This window comes from Rhodoferax sp. SPJ21 (assembly GCF_058216335.1).
The window spans coordinates 1402078-1425666 of record NZ_JBYZMO010000001.1; the positions used below are offsets into that span (position 1 = coordinate 1402078).

Below are 23589 nucleotides of genomic sequence, written 5' to 3' on the forward strand. Positions count from 1 at the left end.
TCATAGGGCACCTCCTTGCGCACGCTGGGCCAACGCCGCCTCTGCATGTGTTTTGTCGGAAAAAGGATGCTTGACCCCTGCCACCTCCTGGGTGGCCTCGTGGCCTTTGCCCGCCAGCAGGACAACGTCCTGCGGCGCGGCCTGGGCAATGGCTTCGGCGATGGCCTCGGCACGGTCGGCCTGGACCCGCACGCAGGCGTTGTGGCTCAGGCCCAGCAAAATCTGGCTGATGATGGCCTCGGGGCGCTCGCTGCGCGGGTTGTCGCTGGTCACCAGCACCAAGTCCGCATTTTTTTCGGCCACTGCAGCCATCAGCGGACGCTTGGAGTTGTCGCGGTCGCCACCGCAGCCAAACACGCACCACAGCTTGCCGCCACGCGCCTCGGCCAGGGGCCGCAGCGCCAGCAAGGCTTTGTCTAGCGCATCGGGCGTATGGGCATAGTCAATCGCCACCAGGGGCTGGTCGGGCTGGTTCAGGCAGTCCATGCGGCCAGGCACCGGCAGCAGGCCATCGCAGGCACGCACCGCTTCGTCCAGCGGCACGCCCAGCGCCCGCATGGCGCCGATCACGCCCAGCAGATTGGCCACGTTGTACTGGCCAATCACCGAAGATTGCAGGCGGCAGGACTGCGGGCCCTCCACCACCTCAAAACTCAGACCTGTGGCCTCGTAGCGGATATCACGCGCCTGTAGGCGCGCGCTGTGGGCACACGATAGCGTCCACACGTCCAGCCCCGGCAGGGCGGCCGCCAGCACCGTGCCTTGCGGATCGTCCACGTTTACCACGGCCGCTTGCAGACCGGGCCAGCGGAACAAGGCCTCCTTGGCCTGCCAATAAGCTTCGGTACTGCCGTGGTAGTCCAGATGGTCCTGGGTGAAATTGGTGAAGACCGCCACGCGAATCTGCGTGCCATCCAGCCGGCGCTCTACAACGCCAATGCTGGACGCTTCGATGGCGCAGGCGCCCAGGCCCAGATCCACAAAGCCACGGAAGGCGTTTTGCAACAGAACCGGATCGGGCGTGGTCAGACCGGTGGCCAGCACATCGGGTGGAATTCCCACACCCAAAGTACCCACTACCGCACACGGAGACTGCGCATAGCGCTGCACTTTTGATAGCGCCTGAGCCAACCACCAGGTGGTCGAAGTCTTGCCGTTGGTGCCGGTCACAGCCAGCACATCTAGTTGCTGGCTGGGATGCTTGAAATACGCGGCAGCAATCGGTCCGGTGCTGGCCTTCAAGCCGGTATAGCTGGCGACCGCATCGCTGGTAAAGCCGAAGGCCGCGCTGCCCTCTTGCTCTACCAGACAGGCGCTTGCGCCCTGGGCCAGTGCGGCCTGGACGAACTTTCGACCGTCGGTGGCAGCCCCCGGCCAGGCGATGAAACCGTCACCGGGCTGGATGGCGCGGCTATCAACGCGCAGCGCACCCGTCACCCGGCTTTGCAGCCAGGCTACCGCTTCGGCAGGAGTGTGCAGTTCCAGCATCAAAACGACTCCTCGACTGCCTTGGACACCACCTGGGCCTTGACGTCCAGGTCGGGCTGCACGCCCATCATGCGCAAGGTTTGCTGCACCACTTCGCTGAATACTGGCGCGGCCACGATACCGCCGTAATAGGAGCCTGCACTGGGCTCGTCCACCATCACCGCGACGATGATGCGCGGCTTTTCAATCGGAGCCATACCGGTAAACCAGGCGCGGTATTTGTTGCTAGCGTAGCCTTTGCCGACCTGCTTGTGCGCCGTGCCGGACTTGCCGCCCACCGAATAGCCCACGGTCTGCGCCAAGGGGCCAGTGCCGCCCGGGCCGGCGGCCAGTTGCAGCATCTTGCGCACGGCAGCAGCGTTCTGCGCCGAAAACACCTGCACACCCACCGCCGGCTCATCCGACTTGAGCATGGTGGCTGGAATGATTTTTCCATCGTGGGCAAACGCCGTATAGGAATGCGCCATCTGGAACAGCGATGCCGACAGGCCGTAACCGTAAGACATGGTGGCCTGCTCGATCGGACGCCAGGACTTCCAGGGCCGCAAACGCCCGGTCACGGCGCCCGGGAAGGTTAGCTGCGGCTTCTGGCCGAAGCCCACAGCGGTGAACGAGTCCCACATTTCGTGGGGGGTCATGCGTTGCGAAATCTTGGTGGCGCCCACATTGCTGGACTTCTGGATCACGCCTTCGACCGTCAACAAACCATAGTTGTGCGTGTCGGTGATGGTGGAGCCGGTCACGGTGTAGCGACCGGGCGAGGTATCAATCGGCGTTTGTGGCGTGATGCGGCCCAACTCCAGGGCCGTCGCCACGGTGATGGGCTTCATGGTGGAGCCGGGCTCGAAGGTATCGGTCAGCGCGCGGTTGCGCAGTTGCTCACCGGTCAAGTTCTTGCGGTTGTCCGGCGAATAGCTGGGGTAGTTGGCTAGCGCCAGCACTTCACCGGTCACGGTGTCCAGCACCACCACGCTACCAGCCTTGGCCTTGTTGGCAATCACGGCGTCGCGCAGCTTCTGGTAGGCAAAGAACTGCACCTTGCTGTCGATGCTGAGCTGGATCTCCCGGCCATCGACCGGCGGCACCTGGTCGCCGATGTCTTCCACCACGCGGCCCATGCGGTCCTTGATGACGCGACGCGAGCCGGGCTTGCCGCCCAACTCCTTGTTAAAAGCGAGCTCGATGCCGTCCTGGCCGTTGTCTTCCACGTTGGTGAAGCCCACCACGTGGGCGATCGCCTCGCCCTCGGGGTACTGGCGCTTGTATTCCTTGCGCAGATAAATACCCTTGATGCCAAGGGCCGTGATCTGCTGGGTCACCGGCTCGTCCACCTGGCGCTTGATCCAGACAAAGCTCTTGTCTTCGTCCAGCTTTTTATTCAGGTCGGCCAGGGGCATTTCCAAGAGCTTGGCCAATTGCTTGAGCTTGGCCGGATCGTGGTCCACGTCCTCGGGGATCGCCCAGACGCTGGGTGCAATCACACTAGACGCCAAGATCAGGCCATTGCGGTCCAGAATGCGACCCCGGTTGGCCGGCAGCTCCAGGGTGCGCGCAAAACGCACCTCGCCCTGGTGCTGGTAGAAGGCGTTGCCAATCACCTGGATGTAGGCCGCACGCGCCGTCAGGCCCAGAAAGCCGACGGCAATCGCGGCCACCACCAGCTTGCTGCGCCACACCGGCGTTTTGCTGGCCAGCAATGGGCTAGAGGTATATCGGACGCTGCGGCTCATGGCGTCGCTCCAGCGGCGGAGGCCAGGGGTGCCACTGTCACATACTGGGTGATGGCCGGCGAGCTGGTGCGCATCTGCAGCTGCTCTTTGGCCAGCTTCTCCACACGCAAAGGCGTAGCCTGAGCGCGCTTCTCCACCTGCAGACGCTCATTTTCAATTTCCAGTTTTTGCGATAAGGCGACCGCTCGGTCCACCTCAACGAACAGGCTGCGTGACTCGTACTGGATGCGCACCAAGTACAAGGCGCTGGCCAGTACGGCGAGCAGCAACACCAAGTTCAGCCGGGTCATGGCGCCGCCGTCCTGCGTGCCACCCGCATCACCGCGCTGCGCGAACGCTTGTTACCTGCAACTTCTTGCGCACTGGGCTTGACGCGCCCCAGCGACTCCAAAGGCATAGGGCTAGAGCCGCCCAGCATCCAGTCGGGGGCACGGCGGTCCACCACCTCACGGGCATGTTTGGCGATGAATTGCTTAACGATACGGTCTTCCAGCGAATGGAAGCTGATCACCACCAGCCGCCCACCGGGCTGCAGCACGCGCAGGCTGGCGTTCAGCGCAAGCTGCAGCTCTTCCAGCTCGGCATTGATGAAAATCCGAAAAGCCTGAAATGTGCGCGTTGCTGGGTTTTGCCCCGCTTCGCGGGTCTTGACCGCGCCAGCCACGAGGTCGGCCAGTTCGGAGGTAGTGGTGATCGGACCGCGCTCTTGTCGGCGCGCGACAATCGCCTTTGCAATGGGGCCAGCAAACCGTTCTTCACCGTAGTCACGTACCACCTCTGCGATCTGTTGAACTTCGGCTGTTGCCAGCCATTCGGCCACGCTCTCTCCGCGCGTGGGGTCCATGCGCATGTCCAGCGGGCCATCGGAGCGGAAACTGAACCCCCGGGCGGGGTTGTCAATTTGGGGTGAGCTAATGCCGAGATCCATCAACACGCCGGTGACACTGGCGTCAGGCAGCTCAGACAGATGGCGAAAGCCCTGGTGGCGGATGGAAAAGCGCGGGTCGGCAATGGTCGAGGCCTCGGCAATCGCCTCGGGATCGTGGTCAAAGGCAATCAGGCGATCGCCATCCGCCATTTTGGACAACAGCAGACGCGAATGGCCACCCCGGCCGAAAGTAGCATCGACGTAAGTAGCCACAGCGCCATCGGCGCTGTGGGAAGGGGAGTCCGGCTTGTCGAGAAGCGCGTCAATCGCTTCATCCAACAAGACGGTGGTATGTTTCCACAACGTATCCACCGTAGGGCCTTAGAAAGAAAAATCCTGAAAAACCTCGGGCATTTCACCCTGCATGGCCTTGGCCTCCTGGGCATCGTAGGTGGCCTTGTCCCAGAGTTCAAAATGCCGCCCCATACCCAGCAGCATGGTTTCTTTGGCAATACCCGCCGCTTCACGCAACTCAGGCGACACCAGCACCCGGCCGGTGGCATCCATATCCACATCCATCGCGTTACCCAGGAAGATGCGCTTCCACCACTGGGCCGACATAGGCAGCTCGGCAATGCGTTCGCGGAACTTCTCCCACTCGGGGCGGGGGAATAGCATCAAGCAGCCATGCGGGTGCTTGGTGATAGTCAACTGGCCGCCCGCAGTCGCGCTCAGCACGTCCCGGTGCCGGGTTGGCACCGATAAACGCCCCTTGGCATCCAGACTGAGAGACGAAGCCCCTTGAAACACAACTACTGCCCACCTTGCTTGAGAGTTGCAACCCGATGGAGCGCGCGAAGGCACTTTTCACCACTTAATTGCACTTTTTTGCACTGTAGCAGGAAAAAAAGGCTGCGTCCGTTCCGCAACTGGTATTTTTTGTAATCAAATCAAGGACTTAGGCGCCAACCTGCAAGTATGGCAGTGCAAAATACGTTGTAAATTAAGCACTTAGCGCGCATTCTGAATGTGCCAACTCAGATGGGTGCCGCGACAGGCTGTAACAAAAAAGTCCGGCACGGTGCCGGACTGCTGCGGTCAGAGGATATAGCGGGATAAATCCTCGTTTTTGCTCAGCTCTTGCAGCCGCACATCCACGTACGCGGCGTCTACAACAACCGTCTGCCCCATCAACTCGGCAGCCGCAAAACTAACCTCATCGAGCAAGCGCTCCAGCACCGTGGACAAGCGCCGCGCACCAATGTTCTCGGTACGCTCGTTCACGTCAAACGCAATGTGCGCCAAACGGGTGATCCCCTCGGGCGTGAACTCCAACGTCACACTCTCTGTCGCCAGCAAGGCCTGGTACTGCTTGACCAGGGATGCATGGGTTTGGGTGAGAATGGCCTCGAAGTCCTGCACCGACAAGGACTGCAGCTCCACCCGTATCGGAAAGCGGCCTTGCAGCTCAGGGATCAGGTCACTGGGCTTGCTCAAATGGAAAGCCCCCGATGCAATGAACAGTATGTGGTCGGTTTTCACCGTGCCGTACTTGGTGGATACCGCGGTACCTTCAACCAAGGGCAGCAAATCTCGCTGTACACCTTGGCGAGAAACCTCGGCTCCAGACCCCTCGGAGCGCGACGTCACTTTGTCGATTTCATCAATAAAGACGATGCCGTTTTGCTCTGCATTGTGGATGGCCTGGGTTCGGATGTCTTCCTCATTCACCAGCTTGGCAGCCTCTTCTTCGACCAGGAGCTTCATGGCTTCGTCGATACGCAGCTTGCGGGTCTTGCGCTTGGGTTGCCCCATCTGGCTGAACATGCCGCGCAGCTGCTCAGTCATTTCCTCCATGCCGGGCGGGCCCATGATTTCCAGCTGGGCCTTGGCATCCGCCACCTCCAGCTCGACCTCTTTGTCGTCCAGCTGGTGCTCGCGGAGCTTCTTGCGAAACGCCTGGCGCGCAGTGCTGTCCGCCACGGCAGGCGTAGCTGGCGTAAAGCCGAAATCCGCTCCGCTGGCGGCGCTGCGGGCAGGTGGAATCAAGATGTCCAGAATGCGCTCTTCCGCAGCATCCTCGGCACGCGCGCGCACCTTGCGCATCTCAGTTTCGCGGGTTTGTTTTACGGCAATGTCGGCCAGGTCGCGGATGATGGCATCCACATCCTTGCCCACATAGCCCACCTCTGTGAACTTAGTGGCTTCGACCTTGATGAAGGGCGCATCCGCCAGGCGCGCCAGGCGGCGGGCGATTTCCGTTTTACCCACACCCGTGGGGCCGATCATGAGAATGTTCTTGGGCGTGATCTCAAAGCGCAGTGCCTCTGGCACCTGCTGGCGGCGCCAACGGTTGCGCAGTGCGATCGCTACCGCACGCTTGGCCTGGTGCTGACCAACGATATGGCGGTCGAGTTCAGAAACGATTTCTTGGGGTGTCATCGAGGACATGGTGCTTACTCTATTCAGGGCAATAGCTGCGACCGGCGCGCGAGCTCAAAGAACTTCAATGGTGTGGTGCATATTGGTGTAAATGCACAGTTCGCCGGCGATTTCCAGCGACTTCTTGACTATCTCCTGGGCTGACAAATCGGTGTTGTCCAGCAAGGCCTTGGCTGCAGATTGTGCAAAGGCACCACCCGACCCGATCGCCACAATGCCGTTTTCCGGCTCCAGTACGTCGCCGTTGCCCGTGATGATCAGCGACGCCGTACTATCGGCCACCGCCAGCATGGCCTCCAGGCGACGCAGTACGCGGTCGGTGCGCCAATCCTTGGTGAGCTCGATGGCCGCTCGCACCAAGTGGCCTTGGTGTTTTTCCAGCTTGCCCTCAAACCGTTCAAACAGCGTAAATGCGTCTGCCGTAGCGCCGGCAAAACCAGCCAGCACCCGGTCGTGGTGCAATTTGCGGACCTTGCGCGCCGTACCCTTGACCACGATATTACCCAGTGTGACCTGGCCATCCCCGCCAATCGCGACCTGCATGCCGGTCGGTGTTTTGCGCCGCACACTGAGAATGGTGGTACCGTGAAACTGCTCCATAGGATCCAAATAAGAGGTAAGCGCCATCCATGCAGCCAGCCCGATTGCACTGGCTGCCAAGGCTCAATTCCTGCGCGGAATCACCTTGGCATGTTCATTGATGCCGACTATGTTGAAGAAAATCGCAGCCAGTCTGTGTAGACCGGTAAAACGCACGCTGCGGCCTGCAGCGTGGTGGAGTGCAGCCCAGTTCAGTACCGAACCGGCCGCCGAAAAATCAATCCGAACCAGGTAGTCACAGGGCACTACAACAGTAGCTGCACCGTCGGCCCAAACGTCGACCCTGGCCAATATATCTGCGGCATCACCCGCCACTACACCGCTTAAGCCCGTGTGTTGCATGCCCTGGATAGAGTCGGATGGACCTATATCGGTATGTTTGAACAAGGAGTCCGTCGGCTGGCGTGATAGCGGCGCACCGGGAACAACCTCTTCGTCTGGCGAAGACAAAACCACACAAGAGCAACGCACATCCTGCCACGAAGGTGGGGACACCTCGTAGGTGATGCAGTACTCCAGTGCAACCATGTCAAAGGCATCGTGGTTGCGCAAAATACGCAGCATGTCCAGCCGCAAGCGCCACCAAGCCTGGTTGGCGCCCGCATCCCCCGTCCGCGCCTGGCCCTGCAAAACGGCTTCCAGGCGATCGATACGCAAAAAGCCCAGGCGCACCGCCTGGTGCGTCCAGCTGTCCAGCAAGGCAGTCAACCCTTCCAGCGCTGTAGCGTCGATAGAAACCAAATGGGACCAATCGATCTGCAGCCTGGAAGGGGCACTGCGCTGCAGTGCAAGCCGCAAGTTCGCCACCGTCGTAGCCCCCAGCACACTGGGGCTGGTCCAGTTGAAGTCATTGTCTGCCTGTGCAACGGGTGCACTGACAGCCCCCCAGCGCCCCGCCTGCTCGGGAATGGAAAACCAGTTCGGAGCCGAGCGGCCGAATCGGGTCGCGTAATCAATGCCTGCTACGTCAAACCTTTCCGCCCGATCGGTCGCGCGGTAAAAATCAAATAAGGTCGCCCAAAGTTCAGAGTTTCCGTCCGCGCCATGCTCGGCCCGCAGCAAAGCCTGGATAGAAGCCTCTACCGCGTCCACATCTCCGTTGGCGAAACGGATCGCCGCCTCGTCCAATTCGGGGATATGCACAAAGTCCACGTCGTCCAATCCGCCGGCATCATGCGCATTAGAGGAAAAATTAATCTGGGTATCCAGCGCCGCCAGCATGTCTACCATGGGCTCGGTCGGCGGTGTAATTTCCCGCAGAGGAGCCACCTCAGTCGGCGCAAACGCCGTGGCGGCCACCGTAGGAAACAAGGGAGATGGCACGGTAGGCGCAAAGGAAGTGGCGCTGCCTGCCACTGCTACAGGTTCGGCCGGCAGCAGCCCTGCACGGGAAGACAGGGGCACGGCAGACTTGCCACCCGTCGCATCCTTGGCCTTCCACCATTGGCGCGACATCTGCTCTTCAATTTCGTCAATTTTCTTGATCGTGCCCGCGCGGTCGTCCAGCTTCGACTGGATGGACTGCATGCTGCTCTGGAAGAAGGAAGGCCGCTCCACCGCATCTGCCGCCTGCGGATGGGCTTCGTTCTGGCGCAACTTACGTAACTGGTCAAACTCACGGCGCCGCACAAAGTCATTGCGGCGCTTGCGCTCAATCATTTCCTTGAGCATCTGCTTGCTGTACTGGCTTTCCTTGTCCGCCTCAGGCTGGTCGAGGTCAGACCAGTTCGTCGTTGGATTACGAACGAACTTGACGACCTTGGACAGCAAACCAGAAGGTTCGTTAGGGGGCATGGCTAACCTGGTATGGCAGAAGAATCAAAGCGAATCAGCAATATGCTCAATCACCAAACATCTTCTGCTTGAGCTCACGGCGCTGCTGGGCCTCCAGCGACAACGTGGCCGTGGGGCGTGCCAGCAAGCGGCCGACGCCGATGGGCTCACCGGTTTCGTCGCAGTAGCCGTAGTCACCTGCATCGATGCGGTTGATGGACTGCTCAATCTTCTTCAGTAGCTTGCGCTCACGGTCACGGGTGCGCAACTCCAGGGCATGCTCTTCCTCGATCGTGGCGCGGTCTGCCGGATCCGGCACGACCACCGTGTCTTCACGCAGATGCTCAGTGGTTTCACCGGCGTTGTTCAGCATGTCCTGCTTCAATACCACCAGTTTGAGACGGAAGAAAGCCGTTTGCTTTTCATTCATGTACTCGCTGTCGGGCATGGCCATGACTTCTGCATCGGTCAACTTGTCGGCCGGCGTAGTCTTCCAATTGTTCGCCAGCTTGGGGTCCTTCTTGGCGGCGACGTGCGGGGGCGGCGCAATCATGGGCTCTGGCGCGTTCTGCATGTAGCTGGACTTGGCCGCCGTGGAGGCCACGGTGGGCGCCATGGAAGGCACTGTCAGTTGGGCCAACCGCGAGGACGGACGGGTGCTTTTTGCGGGGATGGCCATATACCGCGGCCCGGTCTGGGTCGTTTCGGTCGTAGCTTCCGGGGTCGCCGGCTTGGGTGCGGTTGTCACTTTGGGGGGGTACTCACGGTTGGCGCGGGGCAATTGCTACCGCCGCTGACTTCTTAGATTTTGTGGGTGGGTACGTGGTGTAGCGAACAGACAACTTCGCCGGCATGCACCGACCCGCAGGCTTGAAGCCCCCAGCCGTATTTCCATGCAAGAACGAAGCCATCATGTATTCACCCGCTGCTGCGGGGCCCTTTCACCAACATTGACCTTACACCAAACACTGTTCCATGCCTTGCAAAAAGATGTCTTTCGGCAAATCGATACCAATAAACACCATTTTGCTGCTGCGCTTCTCATCTTCGGCCCAAGCTGGGCCCAGGTCGCTGCCCATCAACTGGTGCACGCCCTGGAAAATGACTTTACGCTCGGTGCCTTGCATATTCAAGACGCCTTTGTAGCGCAACATGCGCGGGCCGTAAATATTAACAATAGCGCCGAGGAAATCTTCCAGCTTGGCCGGATCAAACGGGCGATCGGCTTTGAAAACAAAGCTTTTTACGTCGTCGTCATGGTGATGGTGGTGCCCCTCATGGCCGTGGCCATGGTCATGCTGGTGCGAAGGGTGGTCGCAGTGCTCGCCCTCGGCATGGTCATGGTGGTCGTGGTCGTCTTCTTTGAGGAAGTCGGGGTCGATGTCCAGTTTTGCGTTCAGGTTGAAGCCGCGCAGGTCAAACACCTCGCTCAGCGCCACTTCACCGAAATGCACAGCCTTTTGCGGTGCACGCGGATTCATGTGCTTGAGACGGTGCATCAGCGCGTCCACCTCGGCGGGATCCACCAAGTCGGTCTTACTGATGAAGATCTGGTCGGCAAAACCCACTTGGCGGCGGGCCTCCTGGCGATCGTTCAGCTGGGTTGCCGCATGTTTAGCGTCCACCAGCGTAAGGATCGAGTCCAGCAGATAGCTTTCGGCGATCTCGTCGTCCATAAAGAAGGTCTGGGCCACCGGGCCAGGATCGGCCAGGCCGGTGGTTTCTATGACCACGCGCTCAAAGTCCAGCAGGCCTTTGCGCTTCTTGGCGGCCAGCAGGCTCAGGGTCGAGCGCAGATCTTCGCGGATCGAGCAGCAGATGCAGCCGTTGTTCAGCTGGATGATTTGCTCGCCCGGCTCAGAGACCAGTATCTCGTTGTCGATGTTTTCTTCGCCGAATTCGTTCTCGACGACGGCGATCTTCTGGCCGTGGGCCTCGGTCAGCACGCGCTTGAGCAGCGTGGTCTTGCCCGAGCCCAGGAAGCCGGTCAGGATGGTGACGGGAATGAGTGCCATGGGTTCTTTCATTGCTAATTTGTCACTGGGAACGGCGCTGCCCCCGCGATTTCGTGGAAATTAACAGGTGGGGAGTGTAGCGGCCAATTCAGGCCGGCTTTAGATGGGGCTATTTCCTCAGAATTACAAGGCCTTTGAGGTATTCGCCTTCAGGAAAATTGATGGTCATCGGGTGGTCGGGGGCGCCGCCCAGGCGCTCGCTGATGTAGCCATCCACCCCTGCGTCGATACCGGCCGAGGCGACGATCTTGTGGAACAGGTCAGCGTTGATGCCACCTGAACACGAATATGTAAACAGCACGCCGCCCGGCTCCAGTATTTTGAAGGCCAGCCGGTTGATGTCTTTATAGGCGCGGGCCGCGCGGTCGGCATGGGCCGCCGTGGGGGCGAACTTGGGCGGGTCCAGCACGATGCAGTCGAAAGTCTGGCCTTGCGCCGCGAACTGGCGCAGCGAGGCGTTCACGTCGGCATCCATAAAAGTCACGCGGTCCGCGGCAAAGCCGTTCAACGCCACATTTGCTGCCGCCTGTTCCAGCGCCGGACCGGACGAATCGATGGAAGTGACGTGGCCTTGACTGCCGCCGGCGCGCATGCCGGCCAGGGCTGCCACGGTAAAGCCCCCTGTATAGCAATAGCAGTTCAGCACGCGCTGGAACTGCAGGCGCTGGGCATAGTCGGCCATTTTCTTGCGGCTGTCGCGCTGGTCTAGGTAGAAGCCGGTCTTGTGGCCCTCGGCAATGTCCAGGCCCAGGCGCCACTGGTGCTCCTGGATGGTCAGGCCGGTGGGGCCGTCGCCGCGCAGCCATCCGGTGGTGGGCTCCAGGCCTTCCAGCGTGCGGGTATTGGTGTCCGACCGCTCGTACAGCTTGGTCAGGCCGGTGGCGGCCAGGATGGCGTCGATCAGGACCGCCTTCCAGCGCTCCACACCCGCAAACAGAAACTGCGCCACCAAGGTATCACCGTAGCGGTCCACGATCAGGCCCGGCAGGCCGTCGGATTCGCCATGGATCAGACGTACGCCGTCGCTATTCACATCAAATCGGCCTCTGGCGCTTATAGCGGCTGCGACAGCCGCTACAAAAAACGCAGCATCTATGCGCTGGGTCTCGTCAAAGCTCCAGACCCGGGCGCGGATCTTGGAGGTGGGGCTGAACGCCGCCCAGCCCAGAAACTTGCCCTCGTGCGACTCCACGCGCACGGTTTCACCCGCGTCGCCGCCGCCTTTGGCGATGGCCGAATCAAAAATCCAGGGGTGGCGGCGCTGCAGCGAGCGCTCCTTGCCTTCACGTAAACGAATAACTTTCATGGGCGGGATTGTCGGGCCTATTTGCCCAGACCCGCCGACTACTTGCTCGGCGGCAGTTTCGCCCGGGGATGGGCCGCGTCGTACACCTTGGCCAGGTGCTGAAAGTCCAGCCGGGTATAGACCTGGGTGGTGCTGATATTGGCGTGGCCCAGCAGCTCCTGCACGGCACGCAGGTCGCCGCTGCTTTGCAGCACATGGCTGGCAAACGAGTGGCGCAGCATGTGCGGGTGCACCGGGGTGGCGGTGCCGGCCAGCTGGCTGCGCCGGCGCAGGCGCTGCCAGACCGACTGGGCGGTGAGCCGCGTACCGTACCGCCCCAGGAACATGGCCGCCGAAAACTGCGCGCCCTGCCCTTCGGCGCGCACCGCCAACCAGTGCTCCAGCGCTTCCACGGCTTTACGGCCAATCGGCACGCTGCGGCGCTTGCTGCCTTTGCCCAGCACATGGGCCTCGCCGGCGTCCAGGTCGATCCAGCCACGCGCCTGCGGGCTGGGCTTGGCGTCCAGCCCGGTCAGCTCGCCCACGCGCAGGCCGCCGCCGTACAGCAGCTCGACCATGGCGGCGTCACGCGCCTCCAGCCAGGGGTCGTCGGCCTCGTTTTCAAAGTCGGCCAGGCCCACGGCTTCGTTCAGGCCCAGGGCTTTGGGCAGGGGTTTGGCGGCCTTGGGTGCGCGCACGTCCTGCACCGGGTTGCTGGCCACCAAGCCTTGCCGACCCAGCCAGGTATAGAAACCACGCCAGCCCGACAGGATGAGCGCGATGCCGCGCCCGGTACGGCCCTGGCTGTGCATCTGCGCCACCCAGCGGCGGATGTGGTGGTGGGCCACGGCGGTCAGCGCCACGCCAGCTTTGTCGGCCTCTTGCGCCAGCCTCTGCAGGTCCAGCGTGTACAGCGCCACGGTGCGCTCGGCCAGGCGCTTTTCAAAGCGCACATGGTCCAGGTACTGCGCGACCAGGGGCGGCGGTACGCTGGAATCCGGCATTTTTAAGCGCGCAAGCGCGACAGGGCGGCACCCGCCAGCTCGGCGATGCGCTCCAGGAAGTCGGTGCCCATGGCGGACTCGAAACGCTGGGCGTCGGGTGATGCCAGCACCAGCATGCCGAAAGCCGGGCTGGGGCTGTTGAGCACGCCGGTGCGCAGCGGCATCAGCGCCAGCGACATGGCGGCCTTCGGGTCAGCCAGCCAGCTCACCGCTTCAAAGCCCGAATTCACACCGCAGAACGGCGCGGTCAGCGAAGAGGCAAAAATCTTCGCGTCTTCACTGACACCCATGGCCCAGGGGGCCGAGGCGTATTCGTCGGCCACGCCCCAGACCTTGATGGCGGCCTGCGGCACGGAAAACTGCACCTCGATTTCATGCGCAATGCGCTCGGGCAGGTCGCGGGCAGAGCGCGTCAGCAGCAGGCTGCGCGCCCAGCGCTGCAGCTTATCGGCAATGATGACGTTCTCGTTGCCGTTGCGCACCATGTCCATGATGCGGTGCTCCAGGCCCTTGATCTTCTCGCGCAGCATCTCGGCCTGGCGCTCCTGCAGGCTGACGGCGCGGTTGCCGTGCGGGCTGGTCAGCTGCACCGAGGCCAGCACCTGGGAATGGCGCTCGAAAAACTCGGGCGTGTTGGCCAGGAAGTTGGCGATGTCGTCTTCGGTGATCGGGTTGGTGGTGTTCATAGGGGTGCAATCAATGAGTCTGGAATCGTGATCGAGCCGTCAAAAACCGTCGTGGCCGGGCCGGTCATCCGCACCGGCTGGCCCATGCCGGCCCATTCGATGGTCAGGCGGCCGCCGTGGGTGTCCACGTCCACCCGCGCGTCCAGCAGGCCCAGGCGAATGCCCGCCACCACCGCCGCGCAGGCGCCGGTGCCGCAGGCCAGGGTTTCGCCGGCGCCGCGCTCGTAGACGCGCAGGCGCACCTGGCTGCGGCTGACAACCTGCATAAAACCGGCGTTCACGCCATTCGGGAAGCAAGGCTGGGCCTGCACTAGCGGGCCCAGGGTGGCGACCGGCGTGGCCTCGGCGTCGTCCACCAGGTGCACCGCATGCGGGTTGCCCATCGACACGACTGCTACGCTAAACATAGCACCCTGCGCAGATACTACCTGCGCCAGCGGCCATATTTGCCAATCATTCACAGCCACGGGCTGCAGGCCTTGCGGGTCGAATGGGATCTGCGGCAGGTCGAACACCGGCTGGCCCATGTCCACGGTGACGCGGCCATCGTCCTGCATGTTGAGCTGCAGCACGCGCTCCATGGTTTGCACGCGCACGCTGCTTTGGGTGGTGAGGCCCCGGCTGTGGACGAAGCGCATAAAGCAGCGCGCACCGTTGCCGCAGTGCTCCACCTCGCCGCCGTCGGCGTTGTGGATGGCGTATTCGAAGTCAATGCCCGGTGCGCTGGCGCTGCGCACGGACAGAATTTGGTCGGCGCCGACGCCAAAGTGGCGGTCGGCCAGAAAGCGGTACTGGGCGGCGCTCAGCCCCAGGCGGCCCTGGGTCTCGTCGAGCACCACAAAGTCGTTGCCCGCGCCCTGCATTTTGGTGAATGGGATGTGCATGGAGGAATTATCTCCCGCAAGCACACCCCATTGCGCGCGGAAAGACTCCCGCGCAGTTTTCCGCCACTCAGACGCCGTGGTCTTTCAGCCAGTCGAAGCTCAGCTTCTGCGCGTAGGTCGCGGCCACCTTGTCGTAGCTGGGCCGGTAGTCGGCGTTGAAACCATGGTTGACGCTGGGGAACACCACGATTTCGGAGCCGCTGCCGGAGCCACGCAGGCCCTCGGTCATGCGGTTGACCGCCTCGGCCTTGATGTTCTGGTCCAGCCCGGCGTACAGGCCCAGCACCGGCACCTTGATGCTGGATGCGAACTGCACCGGGTCCTGCGGACGGATGTCAGACTGCATGCCCTCCAGCAGGCCGTAGTAAGCCACCGCCGCCTTCAGTTTGGGGTTGTTCAGCGCATACACCCAGGCCACCCGGCCGCCCCAGCAGAAGCCGACCAGGCCCACGCGGTCCGCGTCGGCGCTGCCGCTGGCCTTGGCGAAGGCCACGGCGGCATCCAGGTCGGAAACGACTTGCGCGTCCGGCACCTTGGCCACCACGGTGGACAGGATCTGGCCGATGTCGCTCATCTTCGACACATCGCCCTGGCGCGCGTACATCTCGGGGGCAATCGCGTAGTAGCCTTGCTTAGCATAGCGGCGGCACACGTCCTTGATGTGTTCGTGCACGCCGAAAATTTCCTGCACCACCAGCACCACGGGGTGCTTGCCCGGCTTGTTGGGTACTGCGCGGTAGGCCGGGATCTTGCCGTCGGCCACCGGGATGCTGACCTCGCCTGCCGTCAGGCCGACCGAGTCGGTGGTGATGGCCTGGGCCAGCACCGGATTCGAGGCCACAGCAAAGCCGGAGGCCAGAGCCGTCACGGCAAAGCCGCGGCGCGACAGGCCCTCGACCGGGGTTGCGGGCACGGGGTTCTGAAAATCCATGGGCTTCAAGCCGTAATCCATTAACTTCATGCTGCGTCCTTGGTTAAAAGAGCTGGAAATTATGGTGGCGCACCGATAGCCCGCAGTGTTGACGGGGCATACGCTATTAAATAAGGAGCTGCCTGCGCAGGTGGAATCTGCGCCAGAGGCCGATTTGGCCTATAAAAGTGTGAAGCCCACCGATAAGCCGGATTCTGTGCACCGAGGTTGCCCTCGGCGTGACCGCCATTAATCTGGGCCGGGGGTCGCCCCACCGGCTCAATGCTACCTACCCGCCAACTCCGGGGGCCCCGTCAACGTTGGCCTACTTGGTATTGCTGCGCGTAGAGATTGCCCGTTTCACCTTTTGCGGGCTCTGCCCGCAAAAGGTGCTGTGCTGTCCACGGCTTGCGCCGTGGGCGTGTGGCTTACGCTACCCGCTTGCCAGCTTGCGCTGACACCGCACAGACCACCCACGGGTGTTACCTGCAAAAACTCGTCTCTGTTGCTCTAATCCTCACCTCACGGTGGACAGCCGTTAGCTGCTACGCTGCCCTATGCAGTCCGGACGTTCCTCCAGTGCCTGGTTTCCCAGATTGCACCAGCGGCGGTCTGGCGGGCTTCACCCCCCGATTATGGCAGTGCGCCACAATGGGAAAATTTTCGTCCACCCAAAAGGAGACCTATGAAAGCCGACACCATCCTGCAGACCATTGGCAACACCCCGCACGTACGCATCCAGCGCCTGTTTGGCCCGGGCGCCAATGTGTGGATCAAGTCCGAGCGCAGCAACCCCGGCGGCTCCATCAAGGACCGCATTGCGCTGAGCATGGTGGAAGACGCGGAGAAATCCGGCGTGCTGCAACCCGGCGGCACCATCATCGAACCCACATCTGGCAACACCGGCGTGGGTCTGGCCATGGTGGCCGCAGTCAAGGGCTACAAGCTGGTGCTGGTGATGCCCGACAGCATGTCGGTCGAACGCCGCCGCCTAATGCTGGCCTATGGCGCCAGCTTCGACTTGACGCCGCGTGAAAAAGGCATGAAGGGCGCCATCGCCCGCGCCCAGGAACTGGTGGCCGCAACACCTGGCAGCTGGATGCCGCAGCAGTTTGAAAACCCGGCCAATGTGGACGTGCATGTGCGCACCACGGCCCAGGAAATCCTGGCCGACTTCCCCGAGGGGCTGGACGCCCTCATCACCGGCGTGGGCACCGGCGGCCACATCAGCGGCTGCGCCCGCGTGCTGAAAGCGAAATGGCCGAACCTGAAGGTGTTTGCGGTAGAGCCCACGGCCTCGCCCGTGATCTCCGGCGGCGCCCCGGCGCCCCACCCCATCCAGGGCATAGGCGCAGGCTTCATCCCGAAGAACCTGGACGTGGCGCTGCTGGACGGCACCATCCAGGTAGACGCCGAGCCGGCCCGCGAAATGGCCCGCCGCAGCGCGCGCGAAGAAGGCATGCTGGTGGGCATCTCCAGCGGCGCCACGCTGGCGGCGATCGCGCAAAAGCTGCCCGAGCTGGGCGCAGGCGCGCGCGTGCTGGGCTTCAACTACGACACCGGTGAACGCTACTTGTCGGTGGACGGGTTTCTCCCCGTCTAAGCCCCACAGATCGTGCTGCCGTCGGCCCACCGCTTACCGTGGTTGGTGCGCATGCATTACCGCATGCGCACCATATCATTTGCCTTGATGTTCGTCGCATACGGCCTGCACATGGTGGAGCAGGGCCAGCGCCAGCCCATGCCCTGGCTTTTGCTGGGCATGGCGTTTCTGGTCTACCCGCATGTGCAATTTCTACGTGCGCGCAAAGCCAGTGACCCGGTCGCCACCGAAACCCGCAACCTGCTGGTAGATTCAGTCTTGCTAGGCATGACCGCTGCAGGCATGGGGTTCCCCGCGTGGATTACATTTTCTGGGGCCATGGGCACCCTGTCGAACAACGCAGCCAACCGAGGCTGGAGCGGTGTCATTCAAGCGCTGCTGGCATTGGTGCTGGGGATGGCACTTTGGTTACCCATCGGTGGGTTGCGCTGGGCGCCTGGCACCGACACGCTGACCTCGTCCTTCTGCATGCTGGGGCTGGGCTGGTATTTGCTGGCCATGAACAACATGGGCTTTGAACGCAACCGCCAGCTGAGCAAAATGCGCCAACAACTGCAAGAGCGCGAAACCCAGCTGCTTTCTGCCAACAAAGACCTGCAGTGCAAACTATTCGAAATTGATGCGCTGCAAACACGCCTGAGTGAGCAGGCCAACCGCGACCCGCTGACGGGCCTGTACAACCGCCGCTACCTGGGCAATACCCTTGACCGCGAGCTCGCACGTTGCCAACGTGATGGACTGCCCTTGTCCATCATCCTGCTGGATATTGACCACTTCAAAAAGGTGAATGACAGCTACGGCCATCCGGCTGGCGACCAGGTGCTGGTGCATCTGGGCCACTTACTGATGGAAGCCGCGCGCAGCTCCGATGTGGCCTGCCGCTATGGCGGCGAAGAATTCCTGCTGTTGCTACCCACGATGCCGCTAGACGCGGCAATGGCGCGCGCAGAAGAGTTGCGGGTTCATTTCAGCAAGGCAGTGGTGACCTTTGGGGAACACCGCATCCAAGCCACTATCTCCCTGGGCGTTGCCGTATTCCCAGAGCATGCCAGGTCTGCGGAAGACCTCATCCGCAGTGCAGATGCAGCCCTCTACCAAGCCAAAAACTCAGGCCGCAACCAGGTACGCGCGTGGGTTCCCTCGAACAGCACGCAGGCAACAGCCTGAAGCCAGTCACCGACAGCAAATCAATGTACAAGTTTTCCCGGTTTGGGTTACCTGAAGATCACACATTTATCTAAGAACATTCCCTGTCTTTTAGACACAAAAAAGCCACAAGATCCGGCTGAATTTGGCCCTAACATAGGGCTGCAAAGTTGCATTTCCAACGTCTAAAAATTGCTGTTACGAACTAGGTGGAAACTGCTCTTACTGGCCATCCTGCTGGGATTGATGGCGCTATTGGCTTGGCTGGTCGCGGATGAGCTAAACACCTCCCGGCTGCAGGCGCGCTATCTGTCACGGCTGGGGCAAGAGCTGCGCTTTGCGCCAGAACCTGGGCCCAGCCCCGAGGACGCCATCCGCTTTCCGCACAGCGGGCCCTACGACGAACGGCTGGGCTACAGCCAGATTCCCGCCTTCACCCAGTCCCTGACCGCACGCGGTTACACCGTCACCGAGCAAGCCCGCATCTCGCCACGCATGGCCGAACTGGCCGACAACGGGCTACCACTGCCCTACGCTGAAAAGAACCAGGCCGGGCTGAACCTGCGCGACTGCAATGCCCAAACCTTGTATGCGGAACGCTACCCTGAGCGCGGCTATGCGGACTTCCGCGCCGTGCCGTCGCTGCTAGTCAATACCTTGCTGTTCATCGAAGACCGCGACCTGCTGGACAACAGCCAGCCCCAGCACAACCCCGCCATCAACTGGGGGCGCTTCAGCAAGGCACTGACCGACCAAGTGGTGCACGCGGTGGACAAGTCGCACGAAGCCCCCGGCGCCAGCACGCTGGTCACGCAGATCGAAAAATACCGCCACTCCCCCGAGGGCCGCACCGCCTCGCCGCGCGAAAAGCTGCGGCAAATGGCCAGCGCCTCCATCAAGACCTATATGGGCGGCGAAAACACCCTGGCCTTTCGCCAGCAAACCGTGGTGGACTACCTGAACACCGTACCGCTGGCCGCCAAGCCCGGGTACGGCGAGGTCAACGGCATGGGCGACGGCCTGTGGGCCTGGTACGGGCGCGACTTTGCTGAAGCGAACCAGCTGCTGCAAGACAATGCCGATGAAACCGGCGCCGCGTTGCAGAGCCGGGCGGAGGCCTTCAAACAGGCCCTGTCGCTGATGATTGCGCAGCGCCGGCCCTCGTACTACTTGCGCGAAGGCCGGGCCGCGCTGCAGCAGCTGGCCGACAGCCATTTGCGCGTGCTGGCCACCGCCGGCATCATCTCGCCCGCGCTGCGCGATGCAGCCCTGCCCATCCAGCTGAAACTGCAACAAGATACAGGTGCAGCCCCTCCGGTGTCCTTTGTCACACGCAAGGCGGTAACGGCTCTGCGCGCCCATCTGTCCAGCCTATTGCAGGTCAAACACCTGTACGACCTGGACCGCTTCGATATGTCGGCCAACGCCAGCCTGAACGGCGAGGTACAGCGCGAAGTCGGCACGGTGCTGCGCCAGCTGAGCGATCCCGCCAGCGCCAAGGCCGCCGGCCTGTATGGCCGCAATATGCTCAGCCCCGGCGACGACCCCAGCAAGCTGGTGTTCAGCTTCACCTTGTTTGAGCAGCGCGACGGCGCCAACCTGCTGCGCGTGCAGACCGACAACTTCGACCAGCCCTTCGACATCAACGAAGGCGCACGGCTGAACCTGGGCTCCACCGCCAAGCTGCGCACGCTGATCACCTACCTGGAAATCATCACCGCGCTGCACCAGCGCTATGCAGACATGGGCCCACAGGAGCTGGCCGCCGCCAAGGGCGATGACGCCGACACGCTGAGCCGCTGGGCCCGCGCCTACATCGCCCAGGCGCAAGACAAAAGCCTGCGCCCCATGCTGGAGGCCGCCATGGAACGCCGCTACTCCGGCAACCCGGGCGAGAGCTTTGTCACCGGCGGCGGCGTGCAAAGCTTTGAGAACTTCGAGCCAGAAGAGAACTACAAAGTGATGACGGTGCGCGAGAGCTTCCAGCACTCGGTGAACCTGGTGTTTGTGCGGCTGATGCGTGACGTGGTGCAGTACTACCAGTTCGAACGCTCGGGCGCCAGCAGCGCCGCGCTACCGGCAGCAGACTCGCCCGCGCGGCAGGAAATCCTGGCCCGCTTTGCCGACAAGGAAGGCCGCCAGTTCATGGCCCGCTTCTACCGCAAATACCAGGGGCTGGCGCCCGATGCCGCCCAAGACCTGCTGCAGCAAACCATGCGCCCGGTGCCGGCACGTCTGGCCACGGTATTCCGCAGCCTGCAGCCGAACGCGGATCTGGCGCAGTTCGCGGCCTTCATGCGCCAACGCCTGCCCGGAATGGCTTTGTCCGACACCCAGTTGCAGGAGCTGTACACCAAGTATGCGGTAGACAAGTTTTCGCTGGCCGACCGGGGCTACATCGCTGGCATCCACCCGCTGGAGCTGTGGGTGGTCAGCTATATGCACCAGCAGCCCACCGCCACGCTGGCGCAGACCCTGCAGGCCAGTGGCAGCGTGCGCCAGGAGGTCTACAGCTGGTTGTTCAAAAGCAACCGCAAGGTGGCGCAGGACAAACGCATACGCCAGATGCTGGAGCTAGAGGCCTTCCAGGAAATCGCCCAGGACTGGCGCCGGTTGGGCTACCCCTTTGAGTCGCTGACGCCGTCGCTGGCCACCTCCCTGGGCGCGTCGGGCGACCGCCCGGCAGCCCTGGCCGAGCTGATGGGCATCATCGTCAACAAGGGCATGCGCCTGCCGCTGCGCAAGCTGCACAGCCTGGACTTCGCCAGCGGCACACCCTATGCCACCCGCTTTGAAAGCGCCCCGCCCGTCGCCGAGCGGCTGCTGCCCGAAGAGCTGACCGAGGTGGTGCGCCGCTCGCTGCTGGACGTGGTGAACGGCGGCACCGCCAGCCGGCTGCGCGACGGCTTCAAGCTGGCCAATGGCAGCAACATCGACATCGGCGGCAAAACCGGCACCGGCGACCACCGCTTTGAAACCTATGGGCCCGGCGGGCGGCTGGTGTCCTCGCGCGCGGTGAACCGCTCGGCCACCTTTGTGTTTCTGCTGGGCGACCGCTTCTTTGGCACCATGACGGCCTATGTCCACGAACCCTATGCGGCCAACTACCGGTTCACCAGCGCACTCTCGGCCCAGTTGCTGAAGTCGCTGGCGCCCACCTTGCTAGCCAGCATGGGCGACAGCCCCACGGCCAGCGCGCTGGCCTGCCGTAACTAGGCTCCCCATGCAAGCCGATCTTTTTGGCGGCACGCCGGCCGAGCTGGTACTGGCCCCGCAGGCCAAGCTGCTGAAGGGGCTGGCCCTGCCCTATGTGCCCCGCCTGCTGGCCGCGCTGGAGCAGATACAACACACCGCGCCCTTTCGCCACATGGTCACGCCGGGCGGCCAGCCCATGTCGGTGGCGCTGACCAACTGTGGCGCCCTGGGCTGGACCAGCGACCGCCACGGCTACCGCTACAGCGCGCTCGACCCCGATACCCGCCAACCCTGGCCGCCCCTGCCCGAGGTACTGCTGCAGCTGGCGCAAGAGGCCGCAACGCGCACGGGCTTTGCCAACTTTGTGCCGGACGCCTGCCTGGTCAACCGCTACCGGCCGGGCGCCCGCCTGTCGCTGCACCAGGACAAGGACGAACGCGACTACAGCGCGCCCATCGTCTCGGTGTCGCTGGGAATACCGGCCACCTTTGTGCTGGGCGGCTTTGACCGCGTCTGCAAGACCCTGCGCGTACCGCTGGTGCACGGCGACGTGGTGGTCTGGGGCGGTGCCGACCGCCTGCGCTACCACGGCGTGCTGCCCGTGGCGCAAGCCGAACACCCGCTGCTGGGCGCGCAGCGCATCAACCTGACCCTGCGCAAGGCGGGCTGAACCGCCGCAACTGGCGGCATAGACAAAATGCGGCTACAGCGCAGATAGCACCTGCGACAGCAGCTATTTAATTTATAGCAAACTCAATTACGCGAAGCCGCTAGCCATGCTGCGATGCAGCATCGATTGCGGTTGACAGCCCAACTTTGCCGCCTCTATGATTGTCTTTCATAATACCAAAGACATATTGGAGACAAGACGTGGCAGGCATTCAACTGAACCGGGTCAGCAAGCACTACGGCAACGTGGCGGTGATGAACGACCTGAGCCTGGACATCGCGCAAGGCGAGTTCCTGGTGTTCCTCGGCCCCTCGGGCTGCGGCAAATCGACCCTGCTGCGCATGATGGCCGGCCTGGAGCCCGTGACCAGTGGCAGCATCACCATTGCGGGCAAGGACGTGACCGACCTGCCGCCCGGCCAGCGCGGCGTGGCCATGGTGTTCCAGCACTATGCGCTGTACCCTCACATGAGCGTGTACGACAACATGGCTTTCGGCATGCGCAACATTGGCTTGGCCGAGGCCGAGATCGGCACCCGCATCACCGACGCCGCCCGCATGCTGGAGCTGGAGCCCCTGCTGCAGCGCAAGCCCGGCCAGTTATCTGGCGGGCAACGCCAGCGCGTGGCGATTGGCCGCTCCATCGTGAAAAACCCCAGCGCGTTTTTGTTTGACGAACCCCTGTCGAATCTGGACGCCGCCCTGCGCACCCGCACCCGGGTCGAGCTGGCACGCCTGCACCAGCGCCTGCAGTCGACCATGGTGTTCGTCACCCACGACCAGGTCGAGGCCATGACGCTGGCGACCCGTATCGTGGTGATGAACAAGGGGAAGATCGAACAGATCGGCGCGCCCATGGACATCTATCGCCGCCCGGCGACCCGCTTTGTGGCCGGCTTCATTGGCCAGCCGGCCATGAACTTTTTAGACACCGAGCGCGCGGCCCCGCAAGACGGGCGTCTATGCCTGCGCCTCGCACACGGCAGCGTGTTCCAAACCGCCCTGCGCGATGCAGATGTACCCGCCGGTACACTCACCCTGGGCATTCGCGCCGAATTCATCACACTGGACACGCAGGGCGAACTACCCGGCCGGGTGGACGTGGTAGAGCGCCTGGGCGACCGCACCCTGGCGCACGTCGGCCTAGCCGATGGGAGCACCGTGGTGGCCGAGGCACACCGCGACAGCGGCGTCGCCCCCGGTGAAGCCGTGGCGCTGCGTATCGACAGCGCGCGCCTGCATGTGTTTGACGCGGCGGGCCTGGCCCACCACGCGCCGCAGTGAGGCCGCC

General features: G+C 62.7%; 20 protein-coding genes and 1 other RNA gene. 5 read left to right on the forward strand and 16 right to left on the reverse strand.

Annotated elements, in window-relative coordinates:
* From AC4BBN_RS06370 to rnpB, 16 genes are all read right to left on the reverse strand, one after another.
* Complete coding sequence (locus tag AC4BBN_RS06370) at positions 1 to 1488, reverse strand: UDP-N-acetylmuramoyl-L-alanyl-D-glutamate--2,6-diaminopimelate ligase (protein WP_490591106.1); 1488 nt, start codon at positions 1486 to 1488, stop codon at positions 1 to 3.
* Positions 1488 to 3218, reverse strand: a complete 1731-nt coding sequence (locus AC4BBN_RS06375) for a peptidoglycan D,D-transpeptidase FtsI family protein (RefSeq protein ID WP_490591107.1) — start codon at positions 3216 to 3218, stop codon at positions 1488 to 1490. Before AC4BBN_RS06375 ends, AC4BBN_RS06370 begins: the two co-directional genes overlap by 1 nt.
* Positions 3215 to 3508, reverse strand: a complete 294-nt coding sequence (ftsL, locus tag AC4BBN_RS06380; RefSeq protein WP_490591108.1) for a cell division protein FtsL — start codon at positions 3506 to 3508, stop codon at positions 3215 to 3217. The genes AC4BBN_RS06375 and ftsL overlap by 4 nt, the downstream gene beginning before the upstream one ends.
* Complete coding sequence (gene rsmH, locus AC4BBN_RS06385) at positions 3505 to 4458, reverse strand: 16S rRNA (cytosine(1402)-N(4))-methyltransferase RsmH (RefSeq protein ID WP_490591109.1); 954 nt, start codon at positions 4456 to 4458, stop codon at positions 3505 to 3507. Before rsmH ends, ftsL begins: the two co-directional genes overlap by 4 nt.
* 9 nt (positions 4459 to 4467) lie before the next feature.
* Complete coding sequence (gene mraZ / locus AC4BBN_RS06390; RefSeq protein ID WP_490591110.1) at positions 4468 to 4896, reverse strand: division/cell wall cluster transcriptional repressor MraZ; 429 nt, start codon at positions 4894 to 4896, stop codon at positions 4468 to 4470.
* 288 nt (positions 4897 to 5184) lie between these two features.
* Complete coding sequence (gene hslU / locus AC4BBN_RS06395; RefSeq protein WP_490591111.1) at positions 5185 to 6537, reverse strand: ATP-dependent protease ATPase subunit HslU; 1353 nt, start codon at positions 6535 to 6537, stop codon at positions 5185 to 5187.
* A gap of 45 nt (positions 6538 to 6582) precedes the next feature.
* Positions 6583 to 7128 (reverse strand): ATP-dependent protease subunit HslV, encoded by a 546-nt coding sequence (hslV, locus tag AC4BBN_RS06400; protein ID WP_490591112.1) that lies wholly within the window; start codon positions 7126 to 7128, stop codon positions 6583 to 6585.
* A gap of 63 nt (positions 7129 to 7191) precedes the next feature.
* On the reverse strand, positions 7192 to 8922 hold the full coding sequence (locus AC4BBN_RS06405) for an STAS domain-containing protein (protein ID WP_490591113.1): 1731 nt from the start codon (positions 8920 to 8922) through the stop codon (positions 7192 to 7194).
* 46 nt (positions 8923 to 8968) lie between these two features.
* Positions 8969 to 9580 carry an RNA polymerase-binding protein DksA gene (gene dksA / locus AC4BBN_RS06410; protein WP_490591114.1) on the reverse strand — a complete coding sequence of 204 codons (612 nt, stop codon included), beginning with the start codon at positions 9578 to 9580 and terminating at the stop codon, positions 8969 to 8971.
* 277 nt (positions 9581 to 9857) lie between these two features.
* Positions 9858 to 10916: a CobW family GTP-binding protein gene (locus AC4BBN_RS06415; protein ID WP_490591115.1), complete on the reverse strand. Its 1059-nt coding sequence runs from the start codon at positions 10914 to 10916 to the stop codon at positions 9858 to 9860.
* 109 nt (positions 10917 to 11025) lie between these two features.
* Positions 11026 to 12222: a class I SAM-dependent rRNA methyltransferase gene (locus tag AC4BBN_RS06420; RefSeq protein WP_490591116.1), complete on the reverse strand. Its 1197-nt coding sequence runs from the start codon at positions 12220 to 12222 to the stop codon at positions 11026 to 11028.
* 38 nt (positions 12223 to 12260) lie between these two features.
* Entirely contained in the window at positions 12261 to 13205 is a 945-nt protein-coding gene (locus AC4BBN_RS06425) for a tyrosine-type recombinase/integrase (protein WP_490591117.1), read from the reverse strand.
* A gap of 2 nt (positions 13206 to 13207) precedes the next feature.
* Positions 13208 to 13891: a DUF484 family protein gene (locus tag AC4BBN_RS06430; RefSeq protein WP_490591118.1), complete on the reverse strand. Its 684-nt coding sequence runs from the start codon at positions 13889 to 13891 to the stop codon at positions 13208 to 13210.
* Positions 13888 to 14775 carry a diaminopimelate epimerase gene (gene dapF / locus AC4BBN_RS06435; RefSeq protein WP_490591119.1) on the reverse strand — a complete coding sequence of 296 codons (888 nt, stop codon included), beginning with the start codon at positions 14773 to 14775 and terminating at the stop codon, positions 13888 to 13890. The genes AC4BBN_RS06430 and dapF overlap by 4 nt, the downstream gene beginning before the upstream one ends.
* Positions 14776 to 14842: 67 nt before the next feature.
* Positions 14843 to 15736, reverse strand: a complete 894-nt coding sequence (locus tag AC4BBN_RS06440; protein ID WP_490591120.1) for a dienelactone hydrolase family protein — start codon at positions 15734 to 15736, stop codon at positions 14843 to 14845.
* A 137-nt stretch (positions 15737 to 15873) separates the two neighbouring features.
* An RNA gene (gene rnpB, locus AC4BBN_RS06445) (RNase P RNA component class A) lies at positions 15874 to 16309 on the reverse strand.
* Between the two features lie 61 nt (positions 16310 to 16370).
* Here rnpB and cysK point away from each other — a divergent pair.
* The 5 genes from cysK to AC4BBN_RS06470 all read left to right on the forward strand — a co-directional run bounded on the left by cysK (position 16371) and on the right by AC4BBN_RS06470 (position 23582).
* Positions 16371 to 17288 carry a cysteine synthase A gene (cysK, locus tag AC4BBN_RS06450; protein WP_490591121.1) on the forward strand — a complete coding sequence of 306 codons (918 nt, stop codon included), beginning with the start codon at positions 16371 to 16373 and terminating at the stop codon, positions 17286 to 17288.
* Positions 17289 to 17351: 63 nt separating this feature from the next.
* Positions 17352 to 18455, forward strand: coding sequence for a sensor domain-containing diguanylate cyclase (locus tag AC4BBN_RS06455; RefSeq protein ID WP_490591122.1), 1104 nt, complete (start codon positions 17352 to 17354; stop codon positions 18453 to 18455).
* A gap of 225 nt (positions 18456 to 18680) precedes the next feature.
* Complete coding sequence (locus AC4BBN_RS06460; RefSeq protein ID WP_490591123.1) at positions 18681 to 21650, forward strand: transglycosylase domain-containing protein; 2970 nt, start codon at positions 18681 to 18683, stop codon at positions 21648 to 21650.
* Positions 21651 to 21657: 7 nt separating this feature from the next.
* Complete coding sequence (gene alkB / locus AC4BBN_RS06465; RefSeq protein ID WP_490591124.1) at positions 21658 to 22299, forward strand: DNA oxidative demethylase AlkB; 642 nt, start codon at positions 21658 to 21660, stop codon at positions 22297 to 22299.
* 200 nt (positions 22300 to 22499) lie between these two features.
* Entirely contained in the window at positions 22500 to 23582 is a 1083-nt protein-coding gene (locus tag AC4BBN_RS06470; protein WP_490591125.1) for an ABC transporter ATP-binding protein, read from the forward strand.
* Positions 23583 to 23589: the final 7 nt, after the last annotated feature.